The 13,038-nt window shown below is 58.2% G+C and carries 11 protein-coding genes; 6 read left to right on the top strand and 5 right to left on the bottom strand.

Going from position 1 to position 13,038, the window contains the following annotated elements; genetic code table 11:
* The first annotated feature begins 14 nt into the window (after positions 1-14).
* A complete protein-coding gene (locus tag E0L20_RS17815) occupies positions 15-2,102 on the top strand; it encodes a YccS/YhfK family putative transporter (RefSeq protein WP_131635237.1) in 2,088 nt (695 codons plus the stop codon).
* Here E0L20_RS17815 and argD read toward each other — a convergent pair.
* The 4 genes from argD to ppiA form a co-directional block, all read right to left on the bottom strand.
* Positions 2,099-3,319, bottom strand: a complete 1,221-nt coding sequence (argD, locus tag E0L20_RS17820) for a bifunctional acetylornithine/succinyldiaminopimelate transaminase (RefSeq protein WP_207389457.1) — start codon at positions 3,317-3,319, stop codon at positions 2,099-2,101. The genes E0L20_RS17815 and argD overlap by 4 nt on opposite strands.
* 87 nt (positions 3,320-3,406) lie before the next feature.
* Entirely contained in the window at positions 3,407-3,970 is a 564-nt protein-coding gene (gene pabA / locus E0L20_RS17825; RefSeq protein WP_131635115.1) for an aminodeoxychorismate synthase component 2, read from the bottom strand.
* A gap of 30 nt (positions 3,971-4,000) precedes the next feature.
* The gene (locus E0L20_RS17830) at positions 4,001-4,585 is read right to left on the bottom strand and encodes a putative adenosine monophosphate-protein transferase Fic (RefSeq protein ID WP_131635116.1); all 585 of its coding nucleotides are present in this window, start codon (positions 4,583-4,585) and stop codon (positions 4,001-4,003) included.
* 107 nt (positions 4,586-4,692) lie between these two features.
* A complete protein-coding gene (gene ppiA, locus E0L20_RS17835) occupies positions 4,693-5,265 on the bottom strand; it encodes a peptidylprolyl isomerase A (protein ID WP_023309471.1) in 573 nt (190 codons plus the stop codon).
* Between the two features lie 278 nt (positions 5,266-5,543).
* On the opposite strand from ppiA, the gene tsgA reads away from it, so the two are divergent.
* Positions 5,544-6,728 (top strand): MFS transporter TsgA, encoded by a 1,185-nt coding sequence (tsgA, locus tag E0L20_RS17840; RefSeq protein ID WP_131635117.1) that lies wholly within the window; start codon positions 5,544-5,546, stop codon positions 6,726-6,728.
* A 3-nt stretch (positions 6,729-6,731) separates the two neighbouring features.
* Here the strand turns inward: tsgA and E0L20_RS17845 are convergent, their stop codons facing one another.
* A complete protein-coding gene (locus E0L20_RS17845; RefSeq protein ID WP_131635118.1) occupies positions 6,732-8,048 on the bottom strand; it encodes a cytosine deaminase in 1,317 nt (438 codons plus the stop codon).
* 238 nt (positions 8,049-8,286) lie between these two features.
* Here E0L20_RS17845 and nirB point away from each other — a divergent pair, with 238 nt between their 5' ends.
* From nirB to E0L20_RS17865, 4 genes are all read left to right on the top strand, one after another.
* Positions 8,287-10,830: a nitrite reductase large subunit NirB gene (nirB, locus tag E0L20_RS17850; RefSeq protein ID WP_131635119.1), complete on the top strand. Its 2,544-nt coding sequence runs from the start codon at positions 8,287-8,289 to the stop codon at positions 10,828-10,830.
* Positions 10,827-11,153 carry a nitrite reductase small subunit NirD gene (gene nirD, locus E0L20_RS17855; protein WP_131635120.1) on the top strand — a complete coding sequence of 109 codons (327 nt, stop codon included), beginning with the start codon at positions 10,827-10,829 and terminating at the stop codon, positions 11,151-11,153. Before nirB ends, nirD begins: the two co-directional genes overlap by 4 nt.
* A 134-nt stretch (positions 11,154-11,287) precedes the next feature.
* Entirely contained in the window at positions 11,288-12,661 is a 1,374-nt protein-coding gene (cysG, locus tag E0L20_RS17860; RefSeq protein ID WP_131635121.1) for a siroheme synthase CysG, read from the top strand.
* A 142-nt stretch (positions 12,662-12,803) separates the two neighbouring features.
* Positions 12,804-12,974 (top strand): YhfL family protein, encoded by a 171-nt coding sequence (locus E0L20_RS17865; RefSeq protein ID WP_008503029.1) that lies wholly within the window; start codon positions 12,804-12,806, stop codon positions 12,972-12,974.
* Positions 12,975-13,038 lie beyond the last annotated feature (64 nt).

The following is a 13,038-nucleotide window of genomic DNA, read 5'->3' on the forward strand; positions in this document are numbered from 1 at the left end:
TGTCTCTATTCCCCATGTGGCGCAGGCTGATTTATCACCCGGAAGTTAACTACGCACTGCGACAAACGTTGGTGTTGTGCCTTCCCGTGGCCGTGGGCCTGATCCTCGGACATCTTCAGCAAGGCCTGCTGTTTTCCCTCGTGCCCGCCTGCTGCAACATCGCCGGTCTGGACACGCCGCATAAACGCTTTTTCAAGCGCCTGATTATCGGCGGCTGCCTGTTTGCCGGCTGTAGCCTTGCCGTACAGCTCCTGCTCGCCCGTGATATTCCGCTCCCGCTGATCCTGACCGTGCTGGCGATGACGCTCGGCGTAACGGCGGAGATCAGTTCGCTTCACGCGCGCCTGCTGCCCGCCTCGCTGATTGCCGCCATATTCACCCTGAGCCTCGCGGGGAATATGCCGATATGGGAACCGCTGCTCATTTACGCCCTCGGCACGCTGTGGTACGGGCTGTTTAACTGGTTCTGGTTCTGGCTGTGGCGGGAGCAGCCGCTGCGTGAATCCCTGAGCCTGCTCTACGTGCAGCTGGCGGATTACTGTGAAGCCAAATATACCCTGCTGACCCAGCACACCGATCCGGAGAAATCCCTTCCGCCGCTGCTGGCGCGCCAGCAAAAGGTGGTCGACCTGATCAGCCAGTGCTATCAGCAGCTGCACATGCTCGCCGCCAATAAAAACCACGAGTACAAGCGGCTGCTGCGCACCTTCCAGGTGGGGCTGGATCTGCAGGAGCATATCTCCGTGAGCCTGCACCATCCGCAGGAGGTGCAAAAGCTGGTCGAGCGCAGCCACGCCGAAGCGGTGATCCGCTGGAATGCCCAGACCGTATCGGCACGCCTGCGGGTGCTGGCCGACGATATTCTCTATCACCGCTACCCGACGCGCTTTAACATGGACAAACCGCTCGGCGCGCTGGAAAAAATTGCGCGTCAGCACCCGGATAACCCGGTCGGCCAGTTTGCCGCCTGGCACTTCAGCCGCATCGCCCGCGTGTTGCGTACCCAGCGCCCGCTTTATCCTCGCGACCTGATGGCGGATAAACAGAAGCGTCTGCCGCTGCTGCCCGCCCTCAAAAGCTACCTGTCGCTGAAATCCGCCGCCCTGCGCAACGCCGCGCGGATAAGCGTCATGCTCAGCATCGCCAGCCTGATGGGCATGGCGCTGCATCTGCCGAAACCCTATTGGATCTTAATGACCGTGCTGTTCGTGACGCAGAACGGCTATGGCGCCACGCGCGTGCGTATTTTCCACCGGGCTGGCGGCACGATGGCCGGGCTGATTATTGCGGGGGCGACGCTGCATTTCCACGTGCCGGAAGGGTATACGCTGGTCGGGATGCTGGCGATTACGATGGTGAGCTATCTCATCATCCGCAAAAACTACGGCTGGGCGACGGTGGGCTTTACGGTTACGGCGGTGTACACCCTGCAGCTGCTCACGCTCAACGGCGATCAATTCATTATTGCCCGCCTGGTCGATACCCTGATTGGCTGCCTGATTGCCTTCGGCGGCATGGTCTGGCTGTGGCCGCAGTGGCAGAGCGGATTGCTCCGGCAGAACGCCCACGACGCGCTGGAGGCCGATCAGCAGGCCATCCGCCTGATCCTGAGCGACGATCCGCAGCCCTCCCCGCTGGCCTACCAGCGCATGAGGGTCAACCAGGCGCACAACGCCCTGTTCAACTCGCTCAACCAGGCGATGCAGGAGCCGGGCTTTAACTCGCACTATCTGGCGGACATGAAGCTGTGGGTCACGCACAGCCAGTTTATCGTCGAGCACATTAACGCCATGACCACGCTGGCGCGCGAGCACACCATGCTCACGCCGGATCTGGCGCAGCGCTATTTGCAGTCGTGTGAAATTGCGTTGCAGAGATGTCAGCAGCGTCTGGAGTATGACGCGCCGGGCGAGTCGGGAGATTCGAATATTCTCGAAGCGCCTGAAACGCTGACCCACGGTCCGATGAGCACCCTGGAGCAGCATTTGCAGCGCGTTCTGGGACATTTGAACACCATGCACACCATTTCATCGGTGGCATGGCGTCAGCGTCCGCATCACGGGATTTGGTTAACGCGTCGGTTAAAGCGAACCGAGTATTAACCCTTAACGATCTTCGCGACCGCCGCGGCAAAACGGCTTAACCCGTCTTCAATATCCTTCTCTTCCACCACCAGCGACGGCGCAAAGCGCATCACGTCCGGTCCGGCGTTGAGCACCATCACCCCTTCGTGCGCGGCGGCGTGCAGGAAATCGCGCGCGCGTCCTTTGTACTGCGGCTTCAGCTCGGCGCCAATCAATAGCCCCATGCCGCGGATCTCGCTGAACACGTCGTACTGCTCATCAATCTGCTGCAGGTGCTGCACAAACAGCTCCCGCTTCGCGTTGACGCCGTTCAACACCTCCGGCGTGTTGATGATATCAAACGCCGCGCCCGCCACGGCGCTCGCCAGCGGGTTACCGCCGTAGGTGGAGCCGTGAGAACCGACGTGGAACGCGGAGGCGATCTCCTGCGTCGTCAGTACCGCACTCACCGGGAAACCGCCGCCGAGGGCTTTTGCGCTGGTCAAAATGTCCGGCGTCACGCCGTAGTGCATATAGGCGAACAGATCCCCGGTGCGCCCCATCCCGCACTGCACTTCATCAAACACCAGCAGCGCCTGATGCTCGTCGCACAGTTCGCGCAGCCCTTTCAGGAACTCCGGCGTCGCCGCCGTCACGCCGCCTTCGCCCTGAATCGGCTCAACGACGACCGCGCAGGTATGGTCATCCATTACCGCTTTTACCGCGTGCAGATCGTTAAAGGGCACGTGAACGATGTCGGCTGGCTTCGGACCAAATCCGTCTGAGTATTTCGGCTGACCACCAACGGAAACGGTAAAGAACGAGCGTCCGTGGAAAGCGTTATGGAAGGCGATGATTTTGGTTTTGTACGGGCTGTGGCGCGTGGTTGCGTAGTAGCGCGCCAGCTTAAAGGCGGTTTCGTTGGCTTCAGTGCCGGAGTTCATGAACAGCACGCGCTCGGCGAAGGTGGCATCGATGATCTTACGCCCCAGGCGCAGCGCCGGTTCGTTGGTGAACACGTTGCTGGTGTGCCACAGGGTTTCGCCCTGGGTTTTCAGCGCCTCCACCAGCGCAGGATGGCAATGACCCAGCGCCGTCACCGCAATGCCGCCCGCGAAATCTACGTACTCTTTGCCTTCCTGATCCCAGACGCGGCTGCCTTTCCCTTTTACAGGGATAAACTCGGCCGGTGCATAAATCGGCAGAATGACTTCATCGAATGTCGCGCGGGTAATTGCTGGTTGTTCAGTTGCCATGTCATGACCATCCATTTTTATGTCACAGTGGTTGTGAAAATATAATCACAAAATATGCATAAAAAATCAGAGCAAGGCAATAGATATTCAGCGATTAAGGAAATTCGCCAGCAGCTGGTGGCCCTGTTCGCTGAGGATGCTTTCCGGGTGGAACTGCACGCCTTCGAGATCCCACTCGCGGTGGCGAATCCCCATGATCTCCTGCGACTCGCTCCAGGCGGTCACGTCAAAGCACGCGGGTAAGGTTGGCGGGTCGATTACCAGAGAATGGTAGCGCGTTACGGTTAGGGGATTATTCAACCCGGTGAATACGCCCGTGCTGGCGTGCGTGACGGGTGACGTTTTGCCATGCATCACCTTCGCTGCGCGCACGATGGTCGCGCCAAACGCCTGAGCAATGGCCTGATGGCCGAGGCAGACGCCCAGAATCGGCAGCTTGCCTGCATAACGGCGTATCGCATCAAGCGAAATGCCGGATTCCGACGGCGTGCAGGGGCCCGGTGAGATAACAATTTTCTGCGGAGCCAACTTCTCGATATCTGCCAGGGTTATCTCGTCGTTACGGCGAACGACCACCTCGGCACCCAGCTCGCAGAAATACTGGTAAAGGTTCCAGGTGAAGGAATCGTAGTTATCAATCAGCAGAATCATGGCGGCTCCAGAAAAAAATGCCGCCCTATTTTACTCAGATTCCCGCGCTTCGCTCACTACTTTGGCAAAGATGGCGTTCAGGGCCGTTAAATCCCCCATCGCACCACTCTGGTTGGCCGCTACCCACTGCGCGGGATCGATATCACGCCAGTCCAGCGCGTAGCCCGCGTGGAGTGCCAGCTGCTCAAAGAAGATCCTCTGGGAAATGCCGTTACCGCGCATAAAAGGGTGCAGCATATTGATTTCACAGTAGTAATGGCTAACCCGGTCTGTAAATTCCTCTTTGCTAAGGCCGACCAGATAGTTGTCGTATTCCAGCGCGTCCATCAGGTCGTTCCCCATCTTCTCGATGTACTCGAAATGACAAAAAGGAATGTCGCCCTTAGCGATATCGGCGGTGCGGAACTCGCCAGCCTGCTTCATCTCTCTGCGGTACAGGTGGCGGTGAATGAGGCACAGGTGGGGCAAGCCGGGTGCAGAAGGCCCCAGCGCCAGCGACTCAATTTGAGGATCTGAAGGACCATTGCCTTTTTCGAGCTGGCAGCTGGCCTGAAAATTGACGTTACGCTGCTGTTCCCAGAGACGGGATTTTTGCTTGTCGGTGAGTTTTTTCACTTAACGCCTCCCTGATTGAGTCCGTTTGCCACAAGTATAAGCAGCAAAACGCGCTTTCGCAGGGAGGGAGACAAAACGCGGGCAGGAGAAGCCCGCGTTCAGAAGAGTTACGGCAGAACTTTTGCGGAGAGGATAACCACCGGTTTTGACGGCACATTCTGGTACGGACCGACGTCGTGGGTCGGCACCTGAGAAATCTTGTCGGCCACGTCCATACCTTTCACAATCTTACCGAAAACGGCATAGCCAAAGTCGCGCTGGCCGTGGTCGAGGAAGGCGTTATCCGCCACGTTCAGGAAGAACTGGCTGGTCGCGCTGTCTTTATCCGCTGTACGCGCCATGGAGATGGTGCCGCGCTTGTTCAGCAGGCCGTTGTCCGCTTCGTTTTTGATTGGCGGGTTAGGCTGCTTCTGCTGCATCTGCTCGTTGAAGCCGCCGCCCTGCACCATGAAGCCAGGGATTACGCGGTGGAAGGTGGTGTTGTTATAGAAACCACTGTTCACGTAGTCGAGGAAGTTTTTAACAGAAACAGGGGCTTTCTGGCTGTTCAGTTCCAGCTCAATATTCCCGGCAGAGGTCGTTAGCAGGACGTGAGGGTCACCCTTGGCTGCCAGCGCAGCAGGGGAAACGGCAGAAAGAGCAAACACAGCTGCGACAGCCGCCAGTGTTGATTTGAGCATGAGAATTCCTTAACAAAGCGCAGTATAAAAAGCGAATGGCTTGATTCTAAAGAGCAGTATGAACGTAGACCAGCCTTTTACCTAATTTTACGAAATTGAAACAGTTGTAACCGCGCAAACGATTGGTTATAACGCCTTTTAGTGTGATCAGGATCACACTAAACCTTGCAATTAAGATCGAAAGTTTCCTAAAAGATTTAATTAGATCACTTTCCCGTCTAAAATCTGCCCGCTCAAACGCGATTAATGCGTTTTACTTTACTTTGAACAGGCCAGACATGACTAACAGCAATCGCATCAAGCTCACATGGATCAGCTTCTTCTCCTACGCCCTGACCGGCGCGTTGGTGATCGTCACCGGGATGGTGATGGGAAATATCGCAGACTACTTCCAGCTGCCCGTTTCCAGCATGAGTAACACCTTCACCTTCCTCAACGCGGGGATCCTGATCTCTATCTTCCTGAATGCCTGGCTGATGGAAATTGTCCCGCTGAAAACCCAGCTGCGCTTTGGCTTTGTGCTGATGGTCGCCGCCGTGGCGGGCCTGATGCTGAGCCACAGCATCGCCCTGTTCTCCGCCGCCATGTTCGTGCTCGGTCTGGTCAGCGGGATCACCATGTCGATCGGTACGTTCCTGATTACGCACATGTATGAAGGCCGCCAGCGCGGCGCGCGCCTGCTGTTTACCGACTCCTTCTTCAGCATGGCCGGGATGATTTTCCCGATGGTCGCCGCCGTTCTGCTGGCGCGCAGCATCGAGTGGTACTGGGTGTATGCCTGCATCGGTCTGGTCTACGTGGCGATCTTTATTCTGACCTTCGGCTGCGACTTCCCGGTGCTGGGCAAGAAAGCGCAAACCACGTCTGAACCTGTCGCAAAAGAGAAATGGGGCATCGGCGTGCTGTTCCTCTCCGTCGCCGCGCTGTGCTACATCCTCGGCCAGCTGGGCTTTATCTCCTGGGTACCGGAATACGCAAAAGGGCTGGGCATGAGCCTGAACGACGCGGGCAAACTGGTGAGCGATTTCTGGATGTCTTACATGTTCGGCATGTGGGCGTTTAGCTTCATCCTGCGCTTCTTCGACCTGCAGCGCATTCTCACCGTGCTGGCAGGCCTGGCAACCGTGCTGATGTATCTGTTCATCAACGGTTCCCCGGAGCATATGCCGTGGTTCATTCTGACCCTGGGCTTCTTCTCCAGCGCGATTTATACCTCAATCATCACCCTGGGCTCCCTGCAGACCAAAGTGGCCTCGCCGAAGCTGGTTAACTTCGTTCTGACCTGCGGCACCATTGGCACCATGCTGACCTTCGTGGTGACTGGCCCAATCGTCGCCCACAGCGGCCCGCTGGCGGCGCTGCACACCGCCAACGGTCTGTACGCCGTGGTGTTCATCATGTGCTTCATTCTGGGCTTCGTGACCCGCCACCGCCAGCACAACGCGGCAGCAGCGTCCCACTAAACCCTACGCCCCTTTGCGCTCTGCAGAGGGGCTGTTTCTGGCAAAGCTCACCTCTTCTCCTCCGACGTCCGTCTGGATCCACGTCTGCGCCAGCTGCGTCGTGGCAATCACGCGTCCCTGACGAATCGACCAGCGCACCGGCACCTGGCAGCGCACGGCTTCAAATCCGCTCTCCGCAGGCAGAATAATCAGGTTCGCCGGGTTGCCCTCCTCAATGCCGTAATCGCTCAGGCCAAAGGTTCGGGCGCTGTTATGGGTTATCAGGTTCAGGCCGCTGTCGATTTGCGGATAGCCCATCATCTGACAGACGTGCAGCCCCATGTGCAGCACCTGCAGCATGTTGCCGGTGCCGAGCGGATACCACGGGTCAAAAACGTCATCGTGGCCAAAGCAGACGTTAATGCCCGCCTCCTGCAGCTCTTTCACGCGCGTGATGCCGCGACGCTTCGGATAGTCGTCAAAGCGCCCCTGCAGATGGATGTTCACCAGCGGGTTAGCGACAAAGTTGATGCCCGACATCTTCAGCAGGCGGAACAGGCGCGAGGTGTACGCGCCGTTGTAGGAGTGCATGGCGGTGGTGTGGCTGGCGGTCACGCGCGGGCCGATGCCGGCCTCGTACGCCAGCGTGGCGACGGTTTCGACAAACCGGGACTGTTCGTCGTCAATTTCATCGCAGTGGATATCCAGCGGTCGGTCGTACTTCTTCGCCAGATCAAAAGCGATATGCAGCGACTGCACGCCGTACTCGCGGGTGAACTCGAAGTGCGGGATCGCCCCCACCACGTCGGCCCCCAGCCTTAACGCCTCTTCCAGCAGCGCCGCGCCGTTCGGGTAAGAGAGAATGCCCTCCTGCGGGAACGCGACGATCTGCAGCGTCACCCACGGGGCGACCTCCTGCTTCACCTCCAGCATCGCCTTAAGGGCGGTGAGCGTCGGATCAGAGACATCCACATGAGTACGCACAAACTGGATGCCGTTGGCGATTTGCCACTTCAGCGTTTTCCAGGCGCGGGCCTTTACGTCCTCATGGCTGAGCAGCGCCTTGCGCTCGGCCCAGCGCTCGATGCCTTCAAACAGCGTGCCGGACTGGTTCCAGCTCGGCTCACCCGCCGTCTGCGTGGTATCCAGGTGGATATGCGGCTCGATGAACGGTGGGATCGCCAGCCCGCCGCGCGCGTTGAGGATTTCGTAACTTTCGGCATGGGTATCGTCCATCGGCGTAATGCCGCCAAAACGACCGTTCTCAATGGCAATTTGCCACAGCCCTTCCCGACCCGGTAAGCGAACATTCTGGACAAGCCAAAGCGGTGTTGTAGACATACCTTTCTCCCGAAAAACGCGTCTGAAATTTAGGAGTACGCATTTTTAAAAATGCGCCCTATTTTGTACACAAAATCAGCGAATGCGAAAAGCCAGCAAATTCCATTACTTATAAAAATCCTGACAAATCAGGCATATACCACTTAGGGGGTAGGTTAAGGCGTATTTGATTTGCATCAATAAGTGCCCCTGCTGAATCGTTAAGGTAGGCAGTAATAGAAAAGAAATCGAGGCAAAAATGAGCAAAGTCAGACTCGCTATCATCGGTAACGGCATGGTCGGCCACCGCTTTATTGAGGATCTTCTCGATAAAGCCGACGCCGACCGTTTCGACATTACCGTGTTCTGCGAAGAACCCCGCAAGGCGTACGACCGTGTGCACTTGTCTTCCTACTTCTCCCATCATACCGCCGAAGAGCTTTCTCTGGTGCGTGAAGGTTTCTACGAGAAGCACGGCGTAAAAGTGCTGGTGGGCGAACGCGCTATCACCATCAACCGTCAGGAAAAAGTGATCCACTCCAGCGCCGGACGTACGGTTTTTTACGACAAGCTGATCATGGCGACTGGCTCATACCCGTGGATCCCGCCGATCAAAGGCTCGGAAACGCAGGATTGCTTCGTTTATCGTACCATTGAAGACCTGAAAGCCATCGAAAATTGCGCCCGTCGAAGCAAATGCGGTGCGGTCGTCGGCGGCGGCCTGCTGGGTCTGGAAGCGGCAGGCGCGCTGAAAAACCTCGGCGTTGAAACCCACGTCATCGAATTTGCCCCGATGCTAATGGCCGAACAGCTGGACCACATGGGCGGTGACCAGCTGCGCCGTAAAATCGAAAGCATGGGCGTGAAGGTTCACACCAGCAAGAATACAAAAGAGATCGTTCAGGAAGGTACCGAAGCGCGTAAAACCATGCGCTTTGCCGACGGCAGCGAGCTGGAAGTGGACTTCATCGTCTTCTCCACCGGTATTCGCCCGCGCGACAAAATGGCCACCCAGTGCGGTCTGGCCGTGGCGCAGCGCGGCGGGATCATGATTAACGATTCCTGCCAGACCTCCGACCCGGATATCTACGCTATCGGCGAGTGCGCCAGCTGGAACAACCGCGTCTACGGCCTGGTGGCGCCGGGCTACAAAATGGCGCAGGTTGCCGTTGACCACATTCTCGGCACCGAAAACGCCTTCACCGGCGCAGACATGAGCGCCAAGCTGAAGCTGCTGGGCGTGGACGTGGGCGGCATCGGCGATGCGCACGGTCGTACCCCGAACTCACGCAGCTACGTCTACCTCGACGAAAGCAAAGAAGTCTATAAACGCCTGATCGTCAGCCAGGACAACAAAACCCTGCTCGGTGCGGTACTGGTGGGTGACACCAGCGACTTCGGCAACCTGCTCCAGCTGGTGCTGAACGCCATCGAGCTGCCGGAAAATCCGGACGCGCTGATCCTCCCGGCCCACGCCTCCAGCGGCAAGCCGTCTATCGGCGTGGACAAACTGCCGGACAGCGCGCAGATTTGCTCCTGCTTCGACGTCACCAAAGGCATGCTGATCTCGGCCATCAACAAAGGCTGCCATACCGTGGCGGCGCTGAAAGCGGAAACCAAAGCCGGTACCGGCTGCGGCGGCTGTATTCCGCTGGTCACGCAGGTGCTGAACGCCGAGCTGGCGAAACAGGGCATCGAAGTGAACAACAACCTGTGCGAGCACTTCTCCTACTCTCGCCAGGAGCTGTACCACCTGATCCGCGTGGAGGGCATTAAGTCCTTCGACGAACTGCTGGCGAAGCACGGCCAGGGCTACGGCTGCGAAGTGTGTAAACCGACCGTCGGCTCCCTGCTGGCCTCCTGCTGGAACGAGTACGTGCTCAAGCCGGAACACACGCCGCTGCAGGACACCAACGACAACTTCCTGGCCAACATCCAGAAAGACGGTACCTACTCCGTCATTCCACGCTCAGCCGGTGGCGAAATCACGCCGGAAGGGCTGGTCGCCGTGGGCCGTATTGCCCGTGAATTCAACCTGTACACCAAAATCACCGGCTCCCAGCGTATCGGCCTGTTTGGTGCGCAGAAGGACGACCTGCCGGAAATCTGGCGTCAGCTGATTGAAGCGGGCTTTGAAACCGGTCACGCCTATGCCAAAGCGCTGCGCATGGCAAAAACCTGCGTGGGCAGCACCTGGTGCCGCTACGGCGTGGGCGACAGCGTGGGCTTCGGCGTGGAGCTGGAGAACCGCTACAAAGGTATTCGTACCCCGCACAAAATGAAGTTCGGCGTCTCCGGCTGTACCCGTGAATGTGCAGAGGCGCAGGGTAAAGACGTGGGGATCATCGCCACCGAGAAAGGCTGGAACCTGTACGTGTGCGGCAACGGCGGGATGAAGCCACGCCACGCGGACCTGCTGGCCGCGGACCTCGATCGCGACACGCTGATTCAGTATCTCGACCGCTTTATGATGTTCTACATCCGTACCGCCGATAAGCTGACCCGTACCGCCTCGTGGCTGGATAATCTGGAAGGCGGCATCGACTACCTGAAGTCGGTCATCATTGACGACAAGCTGGGCCTGAACGAACAGCTGGAAGCCGAGATGGCTCGCCTGCGCGACGCGGTGATTTGCGAATGGACCGAAACGGTGAACACCCCGGCGGCGCAGACGCGCTTCAAACACTTTATCAACAGCACCCAGCGCGACCCTAACGTGCAGGTCGTGGCAGAGCGCGAACAGCATCGTCCGGCGACGCCGTATGAACGTATTCCGGTGACTCTGGTGGAGGAAAACGCATGAGCCAGTGGGTAAACATCTGCAACATTAACGATATTCTGCCTGCCACCGGCGTCTGTGCGCTGCTGGGTAACGAGCAGGTCGCGATTTTCCGCCCTCGTCATGACGAACAGGTTTTTGCCATCAGCAATATCGACCCGTTCTTCGACGCCAGCGTGCTCTCTCGCGGGCTGATTGCGGAGCACCAGGGCGAGCTGTGGGTTGCCAGCCCGCTCAAAAAGCAGCGTTTCCGCCTGACCGACGGGCACTGCATGGAAGATGAAAGCCACTCCGTGAAGCACTACGACGCCCGCGTGAAGGACGGCAAGGTGCAGCTGAAGGCGTAACCCCCAGCCTTTTCAATAGGAAAGGCTTATGACCCCTTATGGGTAACGGCAGGAAAAACCGTATGTTCTGTACGAATCCTGCTGTTATCCTGACGTCAACTCTTACCCCTCCATGAATGCTGCGAGGTAACGTCGTGGATCACCTGCCGATTTTTTGTCAATTACGCAACCGCGACTGCCTGCTCGTGGGCGGCGGCGACGTGGCTGAGCGCAAAGCGCGCCTGCTGCTGGAAGCGGGCGCTCGACTGACCGTCAACGCCCTCGACTTCGCCCCGCAGTTTAACGTCTGGGCCCAGGAAGGGATGCTCACGCTGGAACAGGGGGAATTTAATGAATCCCTGCTGGATACCTGCTGGCTGACCATCGCCGCGACGGATAACGATGAAGTGAACCAGCGCGTCAGCGACGCCTGCGAAGCGCGCCGCATCTTCTGCAACGTGGTGGATGCGCCGAAAGAGGCCAGCTTTATCATGCCGTCGATCATCGACCGCTCGCCGCTGATGATCGCGGTGTCGTCCGGTGGGCGCTCGCCGGTTCTGGCCCGCCTGCTGCGGGAAAAGCTGGAGGCCGTGCTGCCCCAGCACCTTGGTCAGATTGCGCAGTACGCCGGGCAGCTTCGTTCCCGCGTGAAGCAAACCTTCTCGACCGTCGGTGAACGTCGCCGCTTCTGGGAAAAATTCTTTGTTAACGACCGGCTGGCGCAGTCGCTGGCGAATCAGGATGCGAAAGCCGTTGAAGAGACGACCGAGCAGCTGTTCATCGAACCGCTGGATCACCGCGGTGAAGTGGTGCTGGTCGGGGCTGGTCCCGGCGACGCGGGCTTGCTGACCCTAAAAGGGCTACAGCAGATCCAGCAGGCCGATATCGTGGTGTACGATCGCCTGGTCTCCGATGACATCATGAACCTGGTGCGCCGCGACGCCGACCGCGTATTCGTCGGCAAGCGAGCGGGCTACCACTGCGTGCCGCAGGAGGAGATTAACCAGATCCTGCTGCGCGAGGCGCAGAAAGGTAAGCGCGTGGTGCGCCTTAAGGGTGGCGATCCGTTTATCTTTGGCCGCGGCGGCGAGGAGCTGGAAACGCTGTGCAACGCGGGCATTCCGTTCTCCGTGGTGCCGGGCATTACGGCGGCGTCCGGGTGTTCAGCCTACTCCGGTATTCCGCTGACCCACCGTGATTACGCTCAGAGCGTGCGCCTGGTGACGGGCCATCTGAAAACCGGCAGCGAGCTGGACTGGCACAACCTGGCCGCTGAAAAGCAGACGCTGGTGTTCTACATGGGGCTGAACCAGGCCGCGACAATCCAGGCAAAACTGCTGGAACACGGTATGGAGGCAAATATGCCGGTCGCGCTGGTGGAAAACGGTACCGCCATTACGCAGCGCGTGGTGGATGGCGTGCTGACGCAGCTCGGCGAACTGGCGCAGCAGGTAGAAAGTCCGGCGCTGATTATTGTTGGCCGCGTGGTTGAGCTACGCGAGAAACTGAACTGGTTCTCCAACCACTGACGCATATTCTCCAAATTTCGAGTAGTCCTTAACCGGACTACTCCCCTCTTACCGCTGTCGATAACATACCGCCCTGAAATGGAACTTTTCCATTTATTCCCTTGAGTTACATCCAATTTTCGTTTTAAGACAAGGAATGCGTATGTTCAAACTGGCAAAAGCCGCCGTTCTGGTTGGCCTGTTATCGACCCTGACCGCCTGCACCGGTCACGTGCAAAACACGAAAAATAACTGCAGCTACGATTACCTGCTGCACCCGGCGATCTCCATTTCGAAGATCATCGGTGGCTGCGGCCCGGCGGCACAGCAGTAAGCGTTTTTCAGGCGTAAAAAAACCGGGAATTTCCCGGTTTTTTTGTTTGGGTGGTGCGGCCTGA

The organism is Enterobacter wuhouensis (assembly GCF_004331265.1).
GTDB lineage: Bacteria > Pseudomonadota > Gammaproteobacteria > Enterobacterales > Enterobacteriaceae > Enterobacter > Enterobacter wuhouensis.

Bases quoted from the DNA above. Each gene is read 5' to 3' on its own strand.
- E0L20_RS17815 (WP_131635237.1), top strand. From the start codon at position 15: ATGTGGCGCAGGCTGATTTATCACCCGGAAGTTAACTACGCACTGCGA.
- argD (WP_207389457.1), bottom strand. From the start codon at position 3,319: ATGGCAACTGAACAACCAGCAATTACCCGCGCGACATTCGATGAAGTC.
- pabA (WP_131635115.1), bottom strand. From the start codon at position 3,970: ATGATTCTGCTGATTGATAACTACGATTCCTTCACCTGGAACCTTTAC.
- ppiA (WP_023309471.1), bottom strand. From the start codon at position 5,265: ATGCTCAAATCAACACTGGCGGCTGTCGCAGCTGTGTTTGCTCTTTCT.
- tsgA (WP_131635117.1), top strand. From the start codon at position 5,544: ATGACTAACAGCAATCGCATCAAGCTCACATGGATCAGCTTCTTCTCC.
- E0L20_RS17845 (WP_131635118.1), bottom strand. From the start codon at position 8,048: ATGTCTACAACACCGCTTTGGCTTGTCCAGAATGTTCGCTTACCGGGT.
- nirB (WP_131635119.1), top strand. From the start codon at position 8,287: ATGAGCAAAGTCAGACTCGCTATCATCGGTAACGGCATGGTCGGCCAC.
- nirD (WP_131635120.1), top strand. From the start codon at position 10,827: ATGAGCCAGTGGGTAAACATCTGCAACATTAACGATATTCTGCCTGCC.
- E0L20_RS17865 (WP_008503029.1), top strand. From the start codon at position 12,804: ATGTTCAAACTGGCAAAAGCCGCCGTTCTGGTTGGCCTGTTATCGACC.